Source organism: Lentilactobacillus parafarraginis DSM 18390 = JCM 14109 (assembly GCF_001435895.1).
Taxonomy (GTDB): Bacteria; Bacillota; Bacilli; order Lactobacillales; family Lactobacillaceae; genus Lentilactobacillus; species Lentilactobacillus parafarraginis.
The window spans coordinates 1-511 of record NZ_AZFZ01000205.1 but is presented as its reverse complement, the minus strand read 5'-3'; the positions used below and the strand labels follow the sequence as shown (position 1 = coordinate 511).

The following is a 511-nucleotide window of genomic DNA, read 5'->3' as shown; positions in this document are numbered from 1 at the left end:
TTTTCAAAATAGCGTTTGTCTTCAGTCTGACGTCGCTCATTGCCATGGCGCCGTTTTTTTATTGAAATTTAAAATAAACAAGTTAGAATCCCAAATTGCAAGAATAAATTAGCCACGCAATAAATCCCGGCAAGACAGTATTTTCATTGATATTCATATTTTAAAGATTCAATCTTTAGCCAGCGGCAGCGGAGAAAAGCTCTTTTGGGGTTTGGTAACCTGACTGCCGGCGTGGTAAGTTGTTTAGCTTGGCTTCCACTGCTTGGATATCACTAGGGCCTAAAGTATCCATGGACAGGCCCTTAGGCACATCACGACGGATCATTCGATTATGCGCCTCATTTGTGCCTCGTTCTGAAGAGCGGTAAGGGTGGGCATAATAAAGGTCGGCAACCCCGTCAAGCACCGTCCCCGCCGCTGCGAATTCTGCCCCGTTGTCAGCGGTAACGGACTTCATGATGTGCCCGTATTCTTGGACAGCTTCTTAGAAACTGTTTGAGATCTAAATTGA

At 45.2% G+C, this 511-nt stretch carries 1 pseudogene; it reads right to left on the bottom strand.

Going from position 1 to position 511, the window contains the following annotated elements:
- Positions 1-175: 175 nt before the first annotated feature.
- Positions 176-475 (bottom strand): annotated as a pseudogene (locus tag FD47_RS14750) (IS30 family transposase); the annotation flags it as partial.
- Positions 476-511: the final 36 nt, after the last annotated feature.